The sequence below is a fragment of the Mesorhizobium sp. C264A genome, assembly GCF_040324515.1.
Lineage (GTDB): Bacteria > Pseudomonadota > Alphaproteobacteria > Rhizobiales > Rhizobiaceae > Mesorhizobium.
Window position 1 is genome coordinate 1,209,046 of the sequence record NZ_JAMYVY010000002.1, and the last position, 18,309, is coordinate 1,227,354.

At 62.2% G+C, this 18,309-nt stretch carries 22 protein-coding genes; 11 read left to right on the forward strand and 11 right to left on the reverse strand.

Annotation, left to right across the window (positions count from 1 at the left end):
* Window position 1: 1 nt before the first annotated feature.
* On the reverse strand, window positions 2-343 hold the full coding sequence (locus NKL04_RS24870) for a hypothetical protein (RefSeq protein WP_031209608.1): 342 nt from the start codon (window positions 341-343) through the stop codon (window positions 2-4).
* Window positions 344-583: 240 nt separating this feature from the next.
* Here NKL04_RS24870 and NKL04_RS24875 point away from each other — a divergent pair, with 240 nt between their 5' ends.
* Entirely contained in the window at window positions 584-808 is a 225-nt protein-coding gene (locus NKL04_RS24875; RefSeq protein ID WP_023673272.1) for a hypothetical protein, read from the forward strand.
* A gap of 115 nt (window positions 809-923) precedes the next feature.
* On the opposite strand, the gene NKL04_RS24880 is transcribed toward NKL04_RS24875, so the two are convergent.
* The 4 genes from NKL04_RS24880 to NKL04_RS24895 all read right to left on the reverse strand — a co-directional run bounded on the left by NKL04_RS24880 (window position 924) and on the right by NKL04_RS24895 (window position 3,661).
* Window positions 924-1,604 (reverse strand): GNAT family N-acetyltransferase, encoded by a 681-nt coding sequence (locus NKL04_RS24880; protein WP_352724522.1) that lies wholly within the window; start codon window positions 1,602-1,604, stop codon window positions 924-926.
* A complete protein-coding gene (locus NKL04_RS24885; protein WP_023701940.1) occupies window positions 1,601-2,086 on the reverse strand; it encodes a MarR family winged helix-turn-helix transcriptional regulator in 486 nt (161 codons plus the stop codon). Before NKL04_RS24885 ends, NKL04_RS24880 begins: the two co-directional genes overlap by 4 nt.
* Window positions 2,087-2,489: 403 nt before the next feature.
* Complete coding sequence (locus NKL04_RS24890) at window positions 2,490-2,768, reverse strand: NAD(P)/FAD-dependent oxidoreductase (RefSeq protein WP_245271450.1); 279 nt, start codon at window positions 2,766-2,768, stop codon at window positions 2,490-2,492.
* Window positions 2,769-2,797: 29 nt separating this feature from the next.
* Window positions 2,798-3,661 carry an FAD-dependent oxidoreductase gene (locus NKL04_RS24895; protein WP_023701937.1) on the reverse strand — a complete coding sequence of 288 codons (864 nt, stop codon included), beginning with the start codon at window positions 3,659-3,661 and terminating at the stop codon, window positions 2,798-2,800.
* 163 nt (window positions 3,662-3,824) lie between these two features.
* On the opposite strand from NKL04_RS24895, the gene NKL04_RS24900 reads away from it, so the two are divergent.
* Entirely contained in the window at window positions 3,825-4,856 is a 1,032-nt protein-coding gene (locus NKL04_RS24900) for a phosphatidylglycerol lysyltransferase domain-containing protein (protein ID WP_023701936.1), read from the forward strand.
* Window positions 4,857-5,049: 193 nt separating this feature from the next.
* On the opposite strand, the gene NKL04_RS24905 is transcribed toward NKL04_RS24900, so the two are convergent.
* Both NKL04_RS24905 and NKL04_RS24910 read right to left on the reverse strand, forming a co-directional pair.
* Entirely contained in the window at window positions 5,050-5,811 is a 762-nt protein-coding gene (locus NKL04_RS24905) for an ABC transporter permease (protein ID WP_023805830.1), read from the reverse strand.
* Window positions 5,808-6,734 carry an ABC transporter ATP-binding protein gene (locus NKL04_RS24910; protein ID WP_023701934.1) on the reverse strand — a complete coding sequence of 309 codons (927 nt, stop codon included), beginning with the start codon at window positions 6,732-6,734 and terminating at the stop codon, window positions 5,808-5,810. Before NKL04_RS24910 ends, NKL04_RS24905 begins: the two co-directional genes overlap by 4 nt.
* 269 nt (window positions 6,735-7,003) lie before the next feature.
* On the opposite strand from NKL04_RS24910, the gene NKL04_RS24915 reads away from it, so the two are divergent.
* Both NKL04_RS24915 and NKL04_RS24920 read left to right on the forward strand, forming a co-directional pair.
* Window positions 7,004-8,365, forward strand: coding sequence for a cytochrome ubiquinol oxidase subunit I (locus tag NKL04_RS24915; protein WP_023701933.1), 1,362 nt, complete (start codon window positions 7,004-7,006; stop codon window positions 8,363-8,365).
* A 107-nt stretch (window positions 8,366-8,472) separates the two neighbouring features.
* On the forward strand, window positions 8,473-9,477 hold the full coding sequence (locus NKL04_RS24920) for a cytochrome d ubiquinol oxidase subunit II (protein ID WP_023701932.1): 1,005 nt from the start codon (window positions 8,473-8,475) through the stop codon (window positions 9,475-9,477).
* A 245-nt stretch (window positions 9,478-9,722) separates the two neighbouring features.
* Here the strand turns inward: NKL04_RS24920 and msrA are convergent, their stop codons facing one another.
* The 3 genes from msrA to NKL04_RS24935 all read right to left on the reverse strand — a co-directional run bounded on the left by msrA (window position 9,723) and on the right by NKL04_RS24935 (window position 11,624).
* On the reverse strand, window positions 9,723-10,448 hold the full coding sequence (gene msrA, locus NKL04_RS24925) for a peptide-methionine (S)-S-oxide reductase MsrA (protein WP_023701931.1): 726 nt from the start codon (window positions 10,446-10,448) through the stop codon (window positions 9,723-9,725).
* Between the two features lie 110 nt (window positions 10,449-10,558).
* Complete coding sequence (locus tag NKL04_RS24930; protein ID WP_023701930.1) at window positions 10,559-10,843, reverse strand: hypothetical protein; 285 nt, start codon at window positions 10,841-10,843, stop codon at window positions 10,559-10,561.
* 79 nt (window positions 10,844-10,922) lie between these two features.
* Window positions 10,923-11,624 carry a DUF1223 domain-containing protein gene (locus tag NKL04_RS24935; RefSeq protein ID WP_031209604.1) on the reverse strand — a complete coding sequence of 234 codons (702 nt, stop codon included), beginning with the start codon at window positions 11,622-11,624 and terminating at the stop codon, window positions 10,923-10,925.
* A gap of 194 nt (window positions 11,625-11,818) precedes the next feature.
* On the opposite strand from NKL04_RS24935, the gene NKL04_RS24940 reads away from it, so the two are divergent.
* The 4 genes from NKL04_RS24940 (at window position 11,819) to NKL04_RS24955 (ending at window position 15,128) form a co-directional block, all read left to right on the forward strand.
* Window positions 11,819-12,190: an endonuclease domain-containing protein gene (locus tag NKL04_RS24940; protein ID WP_031209602.1), complete on the forward strand. Its 372-nt coding sequence runs from the start codon at window positions 11,819-11,821 to the stop codon at window positions 12,188-12,190.
* Between the two features lie 139 nt (window positions 12,191-12,329).
* Complete coding sequence (lepA, locus tag NKL04_RS24945) at window positions 12,330-14,135, forward strand: translation elongation factor 4 (protein ID WP_023701927.1); 1,806 nt, start codon at window positions 12,330-12,332, stop codon at window positions 14,133-14,135.
* Between the two features lie 103 nt (window positions 14,136-14,238).
* Complete coding sequence (locus NKL04_RS24950; protein ID WP_156951497.1) at window positions 14,239-14,760, forward strand: hypothetical protein; 522 nt, start codon at window positions 14,239-14,241, stop codon at window positions 14,758-14,760.
* Window positions 14,757-15,128: a hypothetical protein gene (locus NKL04_RS24955; protein ID WP_023701925.1), complete on the forward strand. Its 372-nt coding sequence runs from the start codon at window positions 14,757-14,759 to the stop codon at window positions 15,126-15,128. Before NKL04_RS24950 ends, NKL04_RS24955 begins: the two co-directional genes overlap by 4 nt.
* Before the next feature lie 238 nt (window positions 15,129-15,366).
* Here the strand turns inward: NKL04_RS24955 and dcd are convergent, their stop codons facing one another.
* Window positions 15,367-15,936 carry a dCTP deaminase gene (dcd, locus tag NKL04_RS24960; RefSeq protein ID WP_031209598.1) on the reverse strand — a complete coding sequence of 190 codons (570 nt, stop codon included), beginning with the start codon at window positions 15,934-15,936 and terminating at the stop codon, window positions 15,367-15,369.
* 503 nt (window positions 15,937-16,439) lie between these two features.
* On the opposite strand from dcd, the gene NKL04_RS24965 reads away from it, so the two are divergent.
* The 3 genes from NKL04_RS24965 (at window position 16,440) to NKL04_RS24975 (ending at window position 18,240) form a co-directional block, all read left to right on the forward strand.
* Window positions 16,440-16,751, forward strand: a complete 312-nt coding sequence (locus NKL04_RS24965) for a hypothetical protein (RefSeq protein WP_245271448.1) — start codon at window positions 16,440-16,442, stop codon at window positions 16,749-16,751.
* Window positions 16,752-17,143: 392 nt separating this feature from the next.
* Window positions 17,144-17,548, forward strand: a complete 405-nt coding sequence (locus NKL04_RS24970) for a hypothetical protein (protein WP_352724525.1) — start codon at window positions 17,144-17,146, stop codon at window positions 17,546-17,548.
* Window positions 17,549-17,868: 320 nt separating this feature from the next.
* Entirely contained in the window at window positions 17,869-18,240 is a 372-nt protein-coding gene (locus NKL04_RS24975; protein WP_023701920.1) for a hypothetical protein, read from the forward strand.
* Window positions 18,241-18,309: the final 69 nt, after the last annotated feature.

Below are 18,309 nucleotides of genomic sequence, written 5' to 3' on the forward strand. Positions count from 1 at the left end.
ATTACAGTCGCCCCTGCAGGTAAGGCCCGAGCGAGATCAGCACCACCGCCGCGATGGCCAGCACGATGCCGGTCGCCTGCAAGGCATTGACGCGTTCGCCGAAGAACACCAGCGCCACCACATTGACCGCCACCAGCTGGATCACCGCCGACAGGCCGAACGACACCGACATGCCGAACTCACGAACCAGCCGCAGCATCATCAGATTGCCCGCCGTATAGAGCGCCAGTGTCAGCACGATCTTGCCAAGGCTTGGCGCCAGCCCCCATTGCTTGGCCGCGATTGCCGCCAGCAGGAAGATCACCGTCGAAACGACGAGCTGCGCCAGTCCCCAGAAACTCACTTTTGTGCCTCGCTGTCGTTTGTGGCAGCCCTTGTTTCGCAAGCGCGCCGACACGTCAAGCAGACTGCGGCGAGACAGGCCCGACGATGACGAGAGGTGGCTGAATGAATGGCAGCACGATCGCGGTCTGATTGCAACGCTCGGGCCGGATTAACGCAAACCCAGGCAGCTGCCCACCCAAGCCCCGGAAAAGAATGGACATTTAAACATGGCGCCCTACCTCTTCTGGAGGAGAGTGCCATGCCAAAGTCCGTCTATGACCGTGGCCTGCTGAAACCCGACGACATCGCCAGGCTGCAACGCGTGTTCGACGAAGCCTGCCGCAGGCGCGACGTGCATCCCGATTCGGCGGAGGCGCGGGAGATCGCGCTGAACCTGCTTGCGCTGCACAATGCCGGGATGGTCGAGGAAGATATGCTTATGGAAACCGTGGGTTTCCGCAGGCTGGAGCCGAAATCAGCCTGAGGCCCGCAAGGCGGCCTGGAGCAATTCCAGAAAGTGTGAAGCGGTTTCCGTCCGGAATTGCGTAAAAAACAAAGGCCTAGAGCGGTTCGCCGTTTCCGTGAAACGGTGAAACGCTCTAGCCGGCGCGCTGCACGACGGCCACATTCATCTCTGCCCTCAGCCTGAAGCCGATGGACTCGTACAACCGGACCGCGCCGGCATTGCTGGCATAGACATGCAGGTAGGGAACTTCGCCGCGCGCAAAAATTCGGTTGGCCACGAACACCGACAGCAGCCAGCCGAGGCCGCTGCCGCGAAATTCGGGATGCGAGCAGACGCCGCTGAGTTCGCTGTAGCCGGGCTGCTTCATGCGCTCGCCGGCCATCGCCGCCAGCCGGCCGTCGATCTTCACGCCCCAGAACTCGCCGAGGCTCAGCGCCTTGAGCGTGAACGGGCCGGGCCTGGTCAGTGACGCCAAAGCAAGCATCTCGGCCGCGTCGTCCTGCGTCAGCTGCTGTACACGCTCGTCCGACACGGAAGGCAATGGCGCCTCGGCAACCATCTGAACGCCGAAGGCGGTCACGGTCGCGGTCAGTTCCGGCGGCAAGGCAATGGGGTCCGCCTGGAGCAGGAACACGCTCTCACCTGCAGGAATGAGGCTTGCGAGCGCCTGCAGGCTCTCAGCGTCGTCTGCCCCGGAAGCCGCGAAGGGGACGATCGAGGAGGGATAGCGCCTGGCGAGCCTGTCGCCATACGCAAAGATCCGATGCCGCGTGTCGAGCGCGCTCCAGACCGGACGATCGAGGACATGGCTCATGGCGCGACATCCTGTTTCACACGACGGTCGAGCGGGGCCGCCGCCAGGCCGTCCTCCATTGCCGAGAGTTGTTCGAGAAGCGGCCCTGCAAGGCCTTTGCACAAGTCGGCAACGGCGTTCTCGATGCGCGGCCAAACGTCCCGCTTCGCCCTGTCGACCAGGCGCTGGCCGTTCGCGGTCAGCGAGATCATCCTGCGGCGCTGGTCGTCGTTCGATGGCGCGGCCTCGACCAGCCCCAACTCGGCCAGCAGCGCCACGCTGCGCGTCACCCCCGGCTGGGTGATCCCCAGTGACAGCGCCAGCTCGCCGACAGGCAGCGGCCCGAGCCGGTCGAGCGCGGCCAGCAGAGGATACTGGCTGGACTGCACCGGCACCTCCAGCCCATCGAGCACGCGCTTCGTATCGGCCTGCAACTGCTCGCCGATACGCTTCAGCCTGCTGCCGAGGGTGAGGTAGCCAAGGGATCGAATGATGTCTTCCATGGGTGATCCGCCTGCTGGATAACCATAACATGTTATATAACGATGCAATGAACGAATTCAAGCGCCTGCTTTGGAGGTTGGCCGCACGCATCTCGACTTCGTCATCCTTGGGCGAAGCAGGAGCGAAGCTCCGTCGCGGAGACCCAGGGATCCATGCCGGGACCTTGGCCGCGGAAGCAGCGGAGCAGAACCTGCAACGCAGCGTAGCTCAGAAGTCACGGCATGGATCCTGGGGTCTGCGCCGCGTCGCTACGCTCCTTGCTTCGCCCGTGGAAGACGACGGGATCGGCGTTTCAGCCAATCGCCAGGATATTCGATCCATCTTGCAGATGCGTTGAACCACCAGTCCCCGCCACAGCAGCAGCCCGAAGTTCGCGGTGGTTCTCCGTCCAGAAGCGCTCGTCTACAACTTCCTGGCGATCTGACGGGCAATCGCTTCGGCCTGCAGGCCGGCGCTGTGAAAATAGCTGGTCAGGCTTGGCCGCATGCCGATGAACCACAGGCCGGGCTGGCCGCTCGGGGTGCCGCCATTGGCCTTCGGCACGCCCTTGGCGTCGAGCACGCCGAGATCGCCCAGCATGGCCTCCAGGCCGCTGCGATAGCCGGTTGCCGCGATCACCACATCCGGCTCGAGCACCGTGCCGTCGTTCAGCCGCACGCCGGCGCTTTCGAAGGACGCCACCGGCGCCACCACCGAAATCCGTCCGGCCTTCAGCGCTGCGACGGCGCCGTCGTCAACGGCAATGGCGATCTGCTCGACGCCGAGCCGGCTGGCGCCGCCCTTCGGCGCCGGCGGCAGGCCGAAGCGGGCGAGGTCGCGAACACCAGCCGCTGCGTCGCGGCAATCGCGGCATCGGCAATCCACGTCGGCAGCATCGCCATGAAACCGCCGAGGCGCGCCACGGCGACCTTGCCGATCCGTTTCGGCATCAGCGACGGACCCTGCCTGGCTGACAAGCAGATGGCCTTGGTGTCGGCGCGGACGAGGTGGTTGAGCACGTCGAAGCCGGAATTTCCGGCCCCGACCACCAGCACGCTTTTGCCCACATAGTCCTGCGCTGTGCCGAAATCGGCGGCGTGGACAAGTTTGCCGGTGAAAGTCGCCTTGCCTTGCCAGTCCGGCGTCCATGGCAAGCGGTCGCGGCCGGTGGCGACGATGACATTGCGGGCGCTCAGCGTTTCCCGGCCCGTATGGACGAGCCAGCCATTGCCTCTGCGTCCGATCCGCTCGACGGCGGTGCCGAATTCGACCCTTATGCCGCGCGCGCGGGCAAAATCCTCGAGATAACCGACGATGGCATCCTTGTTCGGAAAGGCGGCGGTGCGTGGCGGATAGGCAAGGCCGGGCAGGGCCGATAGCGCGCGATGCGTGTTGAGGGTCAGCTTCTCGTGCCGCCCTCGCCACGGTTCGGCGATCCGCGGCTCCTTTTCAAGCACGACGACCCGCACGCCGCGCCGGCCAAGCGCGTCGGCGGCCGCCAGCCCCGCCGCTCCGGCGCCGATGACGATAACCGTATCGTCGGGTCCTTTCGGCCCCAGGACGATAGGCATCGTTTCGCTTGTCGTAGCCGCCATTCGGTCGAGATTTCCTTTTAAGTGCGCCATGGGGACCCGTCCTATGTGGCACGTCCCATATGGCACAGGGGCGATATGATCGATAATGAGGTCGCGTCAATGCGACTGATTCGAGGCCTTGGGGGCAAGCCTCTGTTTATCATCGGCACGCGGAAGCTCGACCATGCCCTCCTTGCGTATCTTTCTCGACAGACTGCTGGAGGGCGCCGCAGCCAAGGTGCCGCGCCATGATTTTTCGCATGTCGAGCGGCTGGCGCTTGTCCGCCGCCACGGCGACTTCTCGCTGGCCTATTCGACCGCCGTGCAGCAAAAACTGTCCTATTTCGGTGACGCCGACGGCTACATCGGCTTCGGCACCAAGATGAAGCACCATTTCGCGCTCGGTGACCCGGTCGCCCATCCGGCCGATCGGCCCGACTATATCAGGCGCTTTGTCGAAGCCGCCGACAGCCCGTGGTTCGTGCAGATCGGCGAACCGACGGCGCGCGTTCTGGCAGGGCTCGGCTACCAGGTCAACCGTCTCGGCGTCGACACGCGGCTGGAACTGCCGGCTCACGATTTTTCCGGCAAGCGCAACGAAACCGTGCGCTATTCCGAACGCTGGCTCTTGAAGAAGGGGTTTTCCTTTGGCGAAGGAGCGGTCTATCTCGACGAGGTCCAGCGCCTGTCGCAGAACTGGCGGGCAGACCGCATCGTCAAGCGCTGGGAGATGGCCTTCCTCAACCGGCCCTTTGCCGATCATCTCGGCATCGATATGCGCCGTTTCGTGCTCTACAGCCCGGAAGGCGAGCTCGTCGCCTTGCTCGATTTCGATCCGATGTTCAGCGGCGGCAAGGTGATCGGCTACACCACCTCGTTCAAGCGCAAGCATATCGATGCCTCGCCGCATGCCGAGATCGGGCTGACCAAATTCGCCGTCGACAGGTTTCGCAATGAGGGCATTTCGGTCGTCACGCTCGGCCTGTCGCCGATGCTCGATGTCGGAGCCAACGGCTTTGCCGAATCAAGCTTCTGGCGCAACGCCTTCGAGCGGGCCTATGAGTCGCCCTGGGTCAACCGCAGCAAGTTCAACCTCAAGGGCCAGGCGGCGTTCAAGCGCCGCTTCCACGGCGTCGAGGAACCGACCTACATCGCCTTCCGCGAGGGCAGGCTGATCGAGATGCTGGGGTTGCTGCGCCTCATCAAGGCGATCTAGCAAGAAGCGTGGCGGCCAACGTGGCCAATTTGCCCCCAGCAAAACTGTTGATTTGACCGGCGCACGGGCGATCGCCTATTTGCATGTCGCTCAAAAGTGGTCCCGATTTTGAGCAAACGACATGCATAAAAACAAAGACCTAATGCGTGTCGCCTGAGTCCGTTCAAACGCGACGCGCTTTAGAGCGGCAGGGTCAGTTGCGCAGCCGGTAGCCGGTGCGGAAGATCCAGGCGACGATGGCGATGCAGATGGCGAGGAACACCATCGTCATGCCCAGGCTGACGGCGACCGAGACATCGGACTTGCCGTAAAAGCTCCAGCGGAAACCGCTGATCAGATAAACGACCGGGTTGAACAGCGTCACCGTGCGCCAGGCCTCGGGCAGCATGTTGATCGAGTAGAAGCTGCCGCCAAGGAAGGTCAGCGGCGTGATGATCAACAGCGGCACCAGCTGCAGCTGCTCGAAGCTTTTCGCCCAGATGCCGATGATGAAGCCGAACAGGCTGAAGGTCACCGCCGTCAAGACAAGGAAGGCCAGCATCCAGAACGGATGCTGGATGGTGAGCGGCACGAACAGCGAGGCCGTCGCCAGGATGATCAAGCCGAGGATGATCGACTTGGTCGCGGCGCCGCCGACATAGGCGATGACGATCTCCAGATACGACACCGGCGCCGACAAGAGCTCGTAGATGGAGCCGACGAATTTCGGGAAATAGATGGCAAAGGAAGCGTTGGAGATCGACTGCGTCAACAGCGACAGCATGATCAGCCCCGGCACGATGAAGGCGCCGTAGCTGATGCCGTCAATCTCGGTGATGCGCGAGCCGATGGCCGAGCCGAAGACGACGAAATAAAGCGATGTCGAGATCACCGGCGAGACGATGCTCTGCAGCACGGTGCGGAACGCACGCGCCATCTCGACCCGGTAGATCGCCCATACTGCTCGCCAATTCATGGCTCTTGCCTCAACAGATTGACGAAGATCTCCTCGAGCGAGCTGTTTTGCGTGTCCATGTCGCGGAACTGGATGCCTGCCGTCTCGAGTTCGCGCAGCAGCGATGCGACGCCGGGGCGTTCGCTCTGGTTGTCATAGGTGTAGGTCAGCTGTGTGCCATCGCCCGACAGCTCCAACGCGTAGTGCGAGAATGCATCGGGAATGGCGGTGAGCGGGTTGCGCAATTCGACGATCAGGCGCTTGCGGCCGAGCTTGCGCATCAGTTCGGCCTTGCCCTCGACCAGGATGATCTCGCCGCGGTTGATGACGCCGACACGGTCGGCCATCGCCTCGGCCTCTTCGATATAGTGCGTGGTGAGGATGATGGTGACGCCGTCGTCGCGCAGCCGTCGCACCATCGCCCACATGTCCTGGCGCAGTTCGACGTCGACGCCGGCCGTCGGTTCGTCGAGGAACAGGATGCGCGGCTCATGCGACAGCGCCTTTGCAATCATCAGCCGCCGCTTCATGCCGCCCGACAGCGTGATCGCCTTGGCGTCCTTCTTGTCCCACAACGACAGGTCGCGCAGCACCTTTTCGACGAAGCCCGGATTGGGCGCCCTGCCAAACAGGCCGCGGCTGTAGGTGACGGTTGCCCAGACGCTCTCGAACGCATCGATGGTCAGCTCCTGCGGCACCAGCCCGATCAGGCTGCGCGCGGCGCGGTAGTCTCGGTTGATGTCGTGGCCGTCGACGGTCACCGTTCCCGACGAACGGTTGACGATGCCGCAGACGATCGAGATGAGCGTCGTCTTGCCGGCGCCGTTCGGCCCCAGCAGCGCGAAAATCTCGCCGCGTTCGATGTCGAGGTTGATTTCCTTCAGCGCCTTGAAGCCGGTGGCGTAGGTCTTGGTGACCCCGGAAATCGAAATGATGGAAGGCAAATTAGTGGAAGACATGAGGCCGAAAACGACTGTTTGAAAGAGGCGGGGATTATTATTGCGCTGAATGTCGGTGCGTACGGCGCGAAGTCAATGCCGCTGCTGACAATTGTGGACAAACGTTCCCCTTTTGCCGTTTCGTCATGGGGGTATCGGGGCACTGACGGATTGATCCCATCTGCTGCGACAACGCGCCCCGCGTGACGCCAAGCCGCTTTGACCGGACCGCATCCGCCGCCTATTCTGCGCCAACAACAGCAGCCGGAGCCCGCATGGACCCGCTCATCCTGTCGCGAATGCAGTTCGGGGCGAATATCTCGTTCCACATCCTGTTTCCGACCATCACGATTGCGCTTGGCTGGGTGCTGCTGTTCTTCAAGCTCCGCTACAACGCCACCAATGATTCCGCCTGGATGCGCGCCTATTTCACCTGGGTGAAAGTGTTCGCGCTGTCCTTCGCCATGGGCGTGGTCTCCGGCGTCACCATGAGCTTCCAGTTCGGCACCAACTGGCCGGGCTATATGGAAAAGGTCGGCAACATCGCCGGGCCGCTGCTTGCCTACGAGATCCTCACCGCCTTCTTCCTCGAAGCGGCCTTCCTCGGCATCATGCTGTTCGGGTTCCGCCGCGTCTCCAACCGCGTCCACACGCTGGCGACGGTATTGGTCGCCGGCGGCACCACGCTGTCGGCCTTCTGGATCATTGCGCTCAATTCCTGGATGCAGACGCCGGCCGGCTTCGAGATGATCGATGGCAAGGCGCATCCCGTCGACTGGTGGGCGATCGTCTTCAACCCGTCCATGCCCTACCGTCTGACGCATATGCTGCTTGCCTCCGGCCTGACGGTGTCGTTCCTGATCGCCGGCCTGTCGGCGCTGCGCTACCTCACCGGCGACCGGTCGGAATCGATGTGGAAGGCGCTGCGCACCGGCGTCTTCACCGCCGCCATCCTGATCCCGATCCAGATCTTCGCCGGCGACCAGCACGGGCTGAATACGCTGGAGCACCAGCCGCAGAAGATCGCCGCCATGGAGGCGAACTGGAACACCGGCCCCAACGTGCCGCTGGTGCTGTTTGCGCTGCCCGACGAGGCGGCGAAGGAAAACAAATTCGAGATCGCCATTCCCGACGGCGCCAGCCTGGTGCTGCGGCATTCGACCAGCGGTATCGTGCCGGGGCTCAACGACTATCCTGGCCTGCACCCGCCGGTGTTCCCGGTGTTCTGGGGCTTCCGCATCATGGTCGGCACCGGCATTTTGATGCTCATCGTCTCGTGGTCGGCGACCTTCTTCCTCAAGCGCCGCCACAGCCTGCCGAGGCCGCTGGCCATGCTGATGGTGCCGATGGCGCTGTCGGGCTGGCTGGCGACGCTGGCCGGCTGGTACACCACCGAAATCGGCCGCCAGCCCTGGCTGGTCACCGGCGTGCTGAAAACCGCCGACGCTATCGGCCCGGTCGCCGGCAGCCATGTCGCGCTGACGCTCGCCATCTATCTCATCCTCTATGTGCTTTTGCTGATCGCCTATCTCGGCGTGCTGGTGCACCTGGCGCTGAAGGCGGCCAAGGACGGCGACACCTCGCCGCTGCCGGGCGTGATGAAGACGGCGATGTCGCAACCGGCCGCAGCGGAGTGAGAATGGTCCGCGTGGCGGACGAAAAGCCAACGATTTGGCTTTTCGAATGACGAACGCCCGGAGCCATAGCGAAGGGCAGAACCGTTGATGAGAGGGATGACAGACCGATGACCTTCGACTGGCCAACCGCGCTGCCCTTGATCTTCGCCGGCCTGATGGGCCTCGCCATCCTGATCTACGTCATTCTCGACGGTTTCGATCTCGGCATCGGCATCCTGTTCTCGGTCGCCGAAGATGCCGAGCAGGACACCATGATCGCGGCAATAGGCCCGTTCTGGGATGCCAACGAGACCTGGCTGGTGCTGGCCGTCGGCCTGCTCCTGGTCGCCTTCCCGCTGGCGCATGGCGTCATCCTCACCGCACTCTACATTCCCGTCTTCGTGCTTTTGGTCGGCCTCATCCTGCGCGGCGTCGCCTTCGATTTCCGCGCCAAGGTGCCCGCCGGCAAGAAGCATCGCTGGAACCGCATTTTCTTCCTCGGTTCCGTCATCGCCTCGCTGGCGCAAGGCTATATGCTCGGCGTCTATGTGCTTGGCCTCGATGTCGGTTTTGGCGGCATCGCTTTCGGCGCGCTGGTGGCGCTCTGCCTGTCGGCGGCCTATGCAGCGATGGGCGCGGCCTGGGTCATCTACAAGACCGAGGGCGAATTGCAGAGGAAGGCGGTGGCCTGGCTGCGGACAGCCCTGGTGCTGACCGCGCTCGGCATGGCGGCGGTGTCGCTGGCGACCCCATTCGCCAGTCCGCGCATCTTCGCCAAATGGTTCGTCTGGCCCGAAATGCTCTATCTGTCGCCGCTGCCGATCCTGTCGGCGCTGCTGTTCCTGTGGCTGTGGCGGCAGACCTTCCACCTGCCCAAGCCCGACGATCGCCACGCGCTGCGGCCGTTCCTGACGCTCGCCGCCATCTTCGCGCTCGGCTTTGCCGGGCTTGCCTGGTCGTTCTACCCCTTCGTGGTGCCCGACAGGCTGACCATCTGGCAGGCGGCGTCGGCGACGGAAAGCCTGGCCATCATCCTCGCCGGCACGGTGGTCGTGCTGCCGGTGATCATCTTCTATTCGTTCTATGCGTATCGGGTGTTCGGGGGCAAGGCGACGGATCTGACGTATGATTGAAGGGCTCTCTAATCGCGGTTTGCGCGAGGCACCCCCCCTCTGGCCTGCCGGCCATCTCCCCTCAAGGGGGGAGATCAGCTCTCACTGCGGCCTTCGCCAACCTTGCAAGATGAGCACCGTCAGCGACGCTGCCAATCTCACCCCTTGAGGGGGAGATGCCCGGAAGGGCAGAGGGGGGTGCTGTCCCGCTGGCGGCTCAGGTAGGGCGTCGCCGCTCTCTGCGTCCGGCCAAGTCCTATCGCCCCTCAGCTCTTCCCCGCCAGCACCAGCACCGGCTTCTCGCTGTACAACCCCGGGAACAGCGACTTCAAATTCGCCACCTTGGGCAGGTCGTTGTAGACGATGTAGGGATAGGTCGGGTTCAGCGTCAGAAAGTCCTGGTGATATTCCTCGGCCGGATAGAAGGTTTTGCCCGTCTCCAGCGTGGTGACGATGGGTTTTGAAAACACCTTGGCCTGGTCGAGCTGGGCGATGTAGCTCTGGGCGATCTTCTGCTGCGCATCGTTCTCGGCAAAGATGGTCGAGCGGTACTGGGTGCCCGAGTCGGGGCCCTGGAAGTTCAACTGCGTCGGGTTGTGGGCGACCGAGAAATAGACCTGCAGCAGCTGGCCGTAGGTCACCTTGGACGGATCGTAGGTGATCTCGACCGATTCGGCGTGGCCGGTGCGGCCGCTGCCCACCGTTTCGTAGACGGCGTCATCCTTGGCGCCGCCGGTGTAGCCGGAGACGGCCTTGGTCACGCCCTTGACGTGCTGGAACACGCCCTGCACGCCCCAGAAGCAGCCGCCGGCGAAGATCGCCTTCTCGCTGCCGCTGGCGGCCTTCTCGTCCACTGCCGGCGGCGGGATCACCACCGCGTCCTCGGCCGAGCGTGCCGGGCTCTGCCAGAAGGCAGCCGCCGCGGCGGCGACGATGAGCGCGGCAAGCGCGCTCTTGAAGATCGGCGTTCTCGTCCTTGCAATGCCGGTCATGTCTGATCTCCTTGATGGTGGCGAAGACTATACGACAGAACGTCCCGCCTGGTTTCTCAAATTGCCGTGCGCCGGCCCGGCCATTGTGCGGCGGGCCATGGAACCCAGCCTTATTGCGCGGGCGCCATGGCGTCCGCCGGCTTCATCGCATCCGTTGCGGGTTTCATGGCGTCGGCCGGTTTCATGGCGTTGGTGGCGGGTTTCATCGCATTCGTCGCCATTGGGTCGGCTGGCTTCATGGCACCGGTCGCCGGCGCCATGGCATCGGTCACGGGCTTCATCGCATCGGTTGCCATCGCCGGCTTCATGGCGTTGGTCGCTTCGTCGGCACGGGCGCCGGCGGCGAAGCCGGTCATCGAAAGCGCAAAAGCGAGCGCGGTCAGGGTCTTGGTCATGATGGTATTTCCTCCTTGAAGAGGGCGCGCGGATGCGAGCCCGGTTATGCCGCGCTAGCGGCGTTGCGTAGAAAAAGAATCAGTCGGCGGCTGCAGCCAGGATCGGCCCACCACCCGGCGACTGCACCAGCACCGCGGTGCTCAGCCCGCCGCTTGCCGCCGGCAGCGGCAGTGTGGTGGCGTCGCCGCTCCAGCTGCCGAGTTTCTCCAGCGAGTGCACGACATTGGCATGCGGCAGCGTGCGCCCGGTATTCTCGCCGCGCGCCACCGGCACTTCGATGACGCCCTTGTTGTAGCGGACCAGCCAGACATCGGCGCGGCCGGCCGGCGCGGAACCGGCGCCGATGCTGATCTTGCCGCCGTCGAGCGACAGCGTCGGCCCGTTCGTGCGGCCGCTCGCGGAAATCAGCTGCTCGATCTCGCCTGATGCCGCGCCCACCGCATCGGCACCGCCATTGACCACCACCTGCGGCGTGAACGGGCCGGAGCGGCCGAGCGACGGCTCATAGCGCACCTGGCGCTGGGTGAACTCCTCGCGGCCGAAAATGTCCTTCCAGCCGAGATAGTCCCAGTAGGTGACGTTGAACGACAGCGCCAGAACGCCCGGCTGGTCCTTGACCTTGATCAGGTTGGCATTGGCCGGCGGGCAAGACGAACAGCCCTGGCTGGTGAACAATTCGACCACGGTGAGCGGCTGGGCGAAGGCGGCGCCGCCAAGCATCATCAGCGCCGCGCCTACGGCAGCCAGCATGCCGGCGCGTTTTGTGTTGGATCCAGTCATTGGGGGTCTCCGTTGCGGCGGGTTCTTCCCACACTTCGCCGCTGCCAGAGGCTTCGTTACATGGTTCACCGCTTCGTGATTGGGGGCGGACGCGTCGTTGCCTTCTCCCCTTGTGGGAGAAGGTGGATCGGCGCGAAGCGCCGAGACGGATGAGGGGTGTTCCAGCGGAGTGAGACGTTGGTTAATCTAACGTCATGCCACATCAGCCCGTCGCTCCTGCCAAACGAAACTTTGCCCGTTCGCTCCGACGTGAAATGACGGAGGCGGAAGACAAACTGTGGCACGAACTACGTGACCGCAGGCTCGATCGGATCAAATTTCGGCGCCAAGTTCCTGTTGGAAAATACGTCGCCGATTTCGCTTGTCTTGAATCACTCCTCGTCATCGAGATCGATGGGAGTCAGCATGCGGACTCAGAGTCAGACCAGGCCCGTAGAACGGAACTGGAGGCGAGAGGCTTTCGTGTGTTGCGCTTTTGGAACGACGATGTCCTGAAAGACATGGACAGCGTCTGCACCACGATAATCGCTTATGTAAGGGATGTCAGTTTGCAGCCATGGCGGTGAAAGAACGCCGGCGTCAAGCTGGAACACCCCTCATCCGTCTCGGCGCTGCGCACCCATCCACCTTCTCCCACAAGGGGAGAAGGCAAGGGCACCGCCACCCCGCTTGCCCCTGCAACCCGCCCCTGCTAAAGCGCGCGCCATGAGCACGCCTCTCGACCACATCCGCAATTTCTCAATCGTCGCCCATATCGACCATGGCAAATCCACGCTTGCCGACCGGCTGATCCAGTCCACCGGCGGGCTGGAGCTGCGCGACATGAAGGAGCAGGTGCTGGACTCGATGGACATCGAGCGCGAGCGCGGCATCACCATCAAGGCGCAGACGGTGCGGCTGAAATACCGCGCCAACAATGGCGAGGACTATATCCTCAACCTCATCGACACGCCCGGCCATGTCGACTTCGCCTATGAAGTGTCGCGGTCGCTGGCCGCCTGCGAGGGCTCGCTGCTGGTCGTCGACGCCAGCCAAGGCGTCGAGGCGCAGACGCTGGCCAATGTCTACCAGGCCATCGACAACAACCACGAGATCGTCGTGGTGCTGAACAAGGTCGACCTGCCGGCCGCCGAGCCCGAGCGCATCCGCGAGCAGGTCGAGGAGGTCATCGGCATCGACGCTTCCAACGCCGTGCTCATCTCGGCCAAGACCGGCCTCGGCATTCCGGATGTCTTGGAAGCCATCGTCCACCAATTGCCGCCGCCGCGCGAAGGCGATGCGTCAGCACCGCTCAAAGCCATGCTGGTCGACAGCTGGTACGACGCCTATCTCGGCGTCATCGTTCTGGTGCGCGTCATCGACGGCGTTTTGAAAAAGGGCGCGACCATCCGCATGATGGGCACCGGCGCAAAACATCTGGTCGAGCGCACCGGCGTGTTCACGCCGGCCCGCATCAATGTCGACGAGCTCGGCCCCGGCGAGTTCGGCTTCTTCACCGGCTCGATCAAGGAAGTGGCCGACACACGCGTCGGCGACACCATCACCGAGGACAAGCGCCAGACGGCGCATGCGCTGCCCGGCTTCAAGCCGGCGCAGCCGGTGGTGTTTTGCGGCCTGTTCCCGGTCGACGCCGCCGACTTCGAGGATCTGCGCGCCGCCGTCGGCAAATTGCGCCTCAACGACGCCAGCTTCTCCTATGAAATGGAGACCAGCGCCGCGCTCGGCTTCGGCTATCGCTGCGGCTTCCTTGGCCTGCTGCACCTCGAAATCATCCAGGAGCGGCTGGAGCGCGAGTTCAACCTCGACCTGATCGCCACCGCGCCGAGCGTCGTCTACCGGCTGCTGCTCAATGACGGCTCGGTCAAGGAACTGCACAACCCCGCCGACATGCCCGACGTGGTGAAAATCTCGGCCATCGAGGAGCCGTGGATCCGCGCCACGATTCTGACGCCGGACGACTATCTCGGCGGCATATTGAAGCTCTGCCAGGACCGGCGCGGCATCCAGGCCGACCTGTCCTATGTCGGCAAGCGCGCCATGCTGATCTACGACCTGCCGCTCAACGAAGTGGTTTTTGACTTCTATGATCGCCTAAAATCGATCTCCAAGGGCTACGCCTCCTTCGACTATCATCTGACCGACTACAAGGAAGGCGATTTGGTGAAGATGTCGATCCTGGTCAATGAAGAGCCGGTCGACGCGCTGTCCATGCTGGTCCACCGCACGGCGGCGGAAAAGCGCGGCCGCCAGATGTGCGAGAAGCTGAAGGAGCTGATCCCGAACCATTTGTTCAAGATCCCGATCCAGGCCGCGATCGGCGGCAAGGTCATCGCCCGCGAAACCATCTCGGCGCTGCGCAAGGACGTGACCGCGAAGTGCTACGGCGGCGACGTGTCCCGCAAGCGCAAGCTTCTCGACAAGCAGAAAGAGGGCAAGAAGCGGATGCGCCAGTTTGGCAAGGTGGATATCCCGCAGGAGGCGTTTATCCAGGCGCTGAAGATGGGGGATTGAGAAGCCGGTTGGTGCCTACGAATAGCGGCCAAGAGTTAGCCAGACCAGGATTACGCGCGGGCGAGTTCTATGCTAAGTGGTGCCTCAGTAATGGGGAGATTGGGTGGCACCTGGCGGAGAAGGAGATCGCGGCTGGTGGCTTGCGCCGTGGGGTTTCGCCTTCGGCGTTGCGGCGTTCATAGGATGGGTTGCCGGACTGCTTCTGCCAGCTACCGCAACACTCACCTCGCCAGCTATCTCGATAGCACTGGCGACAGTGGCATTCGTGTATATCGGGACTGCACTCCATTTTTATCTTAGTCGACCGTCCGCCGATCTTGTGAGGCCCAAGGTCTTATTATTCAAAAAAGAAGGCCCCGGCATATTTCTCATCTCGCCTGCCCCGTGGCTATCTTATCGTTTTGTGTACGCCTTGTTTCTTGCTCAAAATGATGGATTCGAGCGGTTGTTGGGAATCGCCGAGGTATTTAATATCCAAGACGATAGAAGAGTGCAGCTGTCGGTAATTCAGCGCGACGATGGCTCGGACGACATTTGGACTAGCCTCGCGTCCGGATCGAAAGATCACTTCAAGGAAATAATCATCAAACCTGGCACCCCTCGAATCGGGTTAATTGATCCATGAAGCACCCCAAAGTCGCCAAGGTAATAAGTGAATATAAGGTCGTCCTAAATGTCGGCAAAAATGAAGGCGTTAAGGTCGGCCAAGATTATATTATCTATAGACAGGGCGAAGAAATCAAGGATCCCGATACGGGAGAACAGCTCGGGATATTTGAAGAAGTCATTGGGCGCGGCGTCATAACGTATGTTCAAGAGCGCATCGCGACCTTGGAATCGTCCGAGGTGTTGGAGGGCGGACGGAAAGTGATACGAAAATCGACCGGCTTGCAAGGATGGCTGACCCCCACCACTGAAGAGGTGGTAGAAATGCCAGACAAAACCAAGCCGTTTAGAAAGGCAATGGTTGGAGACCTTGCGAAGCGCATGTAGATAGATTGATCTGCCGACGACTCGTGGCGCTTGCGGGTCCTCCCCCACTCCGTCTCGGCTTCGCCGGGCCACCTCTCCCCACCTTGTGAGGGAGAGGAAATGCCAACCGCGGAGATCGCGGCGCCTTAAAAGGCTAGGTTTCCTCTCGGGCAGATTCGCGGGCGCGATTCACACAGGCGCGATCGCTCTCCGCCGGTTGGGCGTGAGGAGCGCCAGCTAATTAAGCGAGGACGGCCTTTCAGCCCTTCCGTTCGGTGGCCGTCTGTCCGGCAAACCTACCCTTGTAGCCACGCACTGGAGTTCCAACGGTTTGCTCGAAAATTAGCTGGCAAATGCGCATGCCCGCCTTGAGTTTAACTGGAATGGTGTTGTGGTTGACCATTTCCAAACGGATTTGCCCCGAGAATCCAGCATGTATAGTTGGTGCTGTCAGGTGCACGCCGATCCCAAGTCGGGCCATCGAACTCTTGCCCTCAACCCGGGCAGCGATTCTTGAATGAGGCTTCAGCTCAACAAATTCTCGGGTCCATGCGAGAATTAGCTTGCCGGGTTCAAATTCGAACCCCCTGTCGGGGTGAATTTCGAATTGTTCGGTCGTATCAGACAGGACTTTTTCGTGGTCAAACCCTTTTATCGAAGGATCGATGCAGAGATTCAAGCCAGCCGTTATTTGTTTAAAGCCCGTCAGAGTTTTATCGAGGGTTAGATCGAGGCTTGTAGAGCTATAAGCAACGTCAGAAGGGGCGGGATCAACAACTATTGCGCCACTGTCTATGGCGATTTGGATCTCTCTGTCTGTTAGAATCATTCCCGCCCCCAACTATTTAGCGGGAGCTATAACACCGAATTAGACGGAACCCAAACTCTCCAAGCTCCGTTCACAGTCTCACGGGGTAACTCCACCAAATGTTCTGAGCCGCGAGAATTGATGGGGTAGCCTATTTCTAGCATCCCATCTGCTACAGATCGTTCATGCACGACCAGATGCTCGTCGCCATTAACGGTGTGGACAGAAACCAGAACTTCGCTTGGGTGACTACCCGAGCGGATCTTCTCTATCTTGACCCTCATAATTTTCTCCCTTCGCTGCCTTAGTTTTTACTCAGAGTGAACTGTAGATGATGATTCGCATATGTCCCTGACATGATTCATTCACATTCTCCTTGTGCGTGCCTTTCGAGTCACAGAGAACAAACCAAGAACACCGTGGCTCAATTGGATTCCAAAAGCGAATCACAACGTGTTTCAGTGTCACCAGTTCCGGGTTAACCATCTGGTAGCAGAACCATCTTTGTGACACTTGGGGGGAGAATGCGCACCACTTCCGACACCGTCGCTGCACTCGGCCTCGCAATAGGTGGCGCCTTCGGCCTGGCCGGCACCTTCGTCGCCAGCGCTCCGCTGCGCGAAACGCTCTGGGCGATCGATGGGGCAGCACTCGTGGTGGCCACCGCACTGTTGACGATGAAATACCAGCGGCTGGGCAATGACTGCGTAGCCGCGGGCTTCCTCACCTTCCTCGCCGGCGAAACCTGCTTTTGGCCGGCAATGCGGCGGGGCTGGAGGCCAGCGTGCCCTCCTATGTCGGCGGCATTTCGCTGTGGGCGGCGGCACTCGTTCTGATCGCCGCGGCGAATACCTTTGCGCTCTGGATGCGGCTCGCCGGCGCGCCATCCTGTTTGTCGTGACGGTGGGCATGGTGGGGCGCGCCCTTGCTGCCCACCTCGGCGCCGCTGCCCGCCGCCGGCTATCCGTTCCTGGTGCTGACGTTTGCCGGCTGGATCTGGACGTTGCTGAAGTCGCCGAGGTGATTGACGCGATCCGGCGGCTGGCTCCGCATGTGAAGGTGGGGCGCTGACTTTTCCTTCCCCCCTTGTGGGGGAAGGTGGATCGGCGCGATAGCGCCGAGCCGGATGAGGGGTGTTCCAGCGGAGTGAGACGCTTGCGTTCCTGGAACACCCCTCATCCGACCTCGCTTCGCGAGGCCACCTTCTCCCACAGGGGGAGAAGGGAAGATGGCGCTTCTTCCCCGACCATGCGAGCGTGCGTCTCCGATTCGGAAACCCGCCGCCATGCTCCGCCTCACCCTTGCCGTCCTCCTCATCGCCACCCCGGCGCATGCCGCCGACATGGCGTTCTTCGTCAAGAACCTGCGCAGCCAGGCGGTGGCGGTGGAGCTGTTCAGCCGTGACCGCAAGATGTCGTGGCCGGGCGGTGGTCAGGTGTTTCTGATCGAGCCGAGCTCGCAGAAATCGGTGCCGATCTCGTGCAATCCGGGCGAGAACATCTGCTACGGCGCCTGGGTGAACGGCAATGATGCGATCTCCGCCGGGGTCGGGCCGGATAATGACCAGCCGTGCGATACGTGCTGCTTCATCTGCGTGGAGAAGACGACCGAGACGATCGATCTGGTTGAGTGAGGGGCGGGGCGCCGAAGCTGCTGATCTCCCCCCTCGTGGGGGAGATGTCCGGCAGGACAGAGGGGGGCGCGAAGGATCGCCAGCGTATGGATCAGCAAGCATAAAATTGAAATGACGCGGCTGCAGGAATGAGAGGTCGGCGGGACAGCGCCCCCCTCTGCCTTGCCAGGCATCTCCCCCACGAGGGGGGAGATCAGCAGCTCCACCAACCTCTCCCAATCCCCCCAAAATCAGTCACGCCCCGCCCTTCAATCTCCGCCGCCATCATGCGATGCTGAATTCCCTCGGCCGGGGGGCCGATTTGCCTCGGGGTAAACACCATGTCCTTCACTTGTCTGCGCCGCATCGTCGTTGCGCTCTCGCTTGCCGCGCTGTTTGCGCCGGCCGCTCATGCCGCCGACATCACCTTCGCCGTCAAGAACAGCCATCCCAATGCCATGCGCCTCGAGCTCTACAGCCAGGACCGCGACTATGTCTGGCCGGGCAACGACAAGGACTTCTATCTCGACGATGGCGAAACCAAGCAGATCCCGGTCTCGTGCGACGAGGGCGAGTCCATCTGCTACGGCGCCTGGGTCGACGGCGACGAGGGAACCTATTGGGGCGTCGGCCCCAACAACAAGGAAAGATGCGAGGATTGCTGCTACACCTGCAATGGCGGCGAGACGGAGGAAATTGAACTGACGCCGTAGGAAGTACAACCAATCTCCCCCCAAGTGGGGGAGATGTCCGGCAGGACAGAGGGGGGCGCCATAGAGCGC